General features: G+C 47.2%; 1 protein-coding gene. It reads right to left on the reverse strand.

Features of this window, described 5'->3' with window-relative positions; all coding sequences use genetic code 11:
• Positions 1-564, reverse strand: a 564-nt coding sequence (locus tag R7Z77_RS27460) for a LapD/MoxY N-terminal periplasmic domain-containing protein (protein WP_318137320.1), incomplete at both ends; no start/stop codon positions are given.

A 564-nucleotide genomic window follows, 5' to 3' on the forward strand; every position in this document is an offset into this window, starting at 1 on the left:
CAACCATTGGTCAACTTGGTTGATGTAGAACGAGCGGTTACCTAGTTTGGAGATAGGATCTAGGTATGCTTGAGCACGTAGACGTTGTGCTTCTTTGGCCTGTTCTTTAAATGACAACTCAATCTGTGCCGACATCATATTGATGCCATCCACGACCGCAATCAGGTCTTTGGTTTTAGGGCGAGTGAGTGGCTCACCAAACTGGTTGTTTGCGATGTCGTGCATTTTCTTCACGATAGCAGCCAGTGGTTTTAGAGAACGACGCAGAATGTAAGAAATCGCAATCAATCCCGCTAGGAAGATGACGCTAAACGCAGATAGCAAACGGATAAAACCTTGCCATAGCTGTTCATACGCAGCGCCTGGGAGGCAGATGATTTCGACTTCGGCCAGTTGCATACAACCACTGGTGACCACGCGTTTATCGTGAATCGCTTTGAACAGATTCATGTCGATAAACCATTGCGGAACGGTGCTTGGTTTTACTGGGTAAGAGCGTACGATCTGGTAATCAGAATCTAACGCGGTGAGACGCACCACTGAGTAGGTACTGCCGTCAAATAA

It is taken from the genome of Vibrio sp. 1401 (assembly GCF_033340295.1).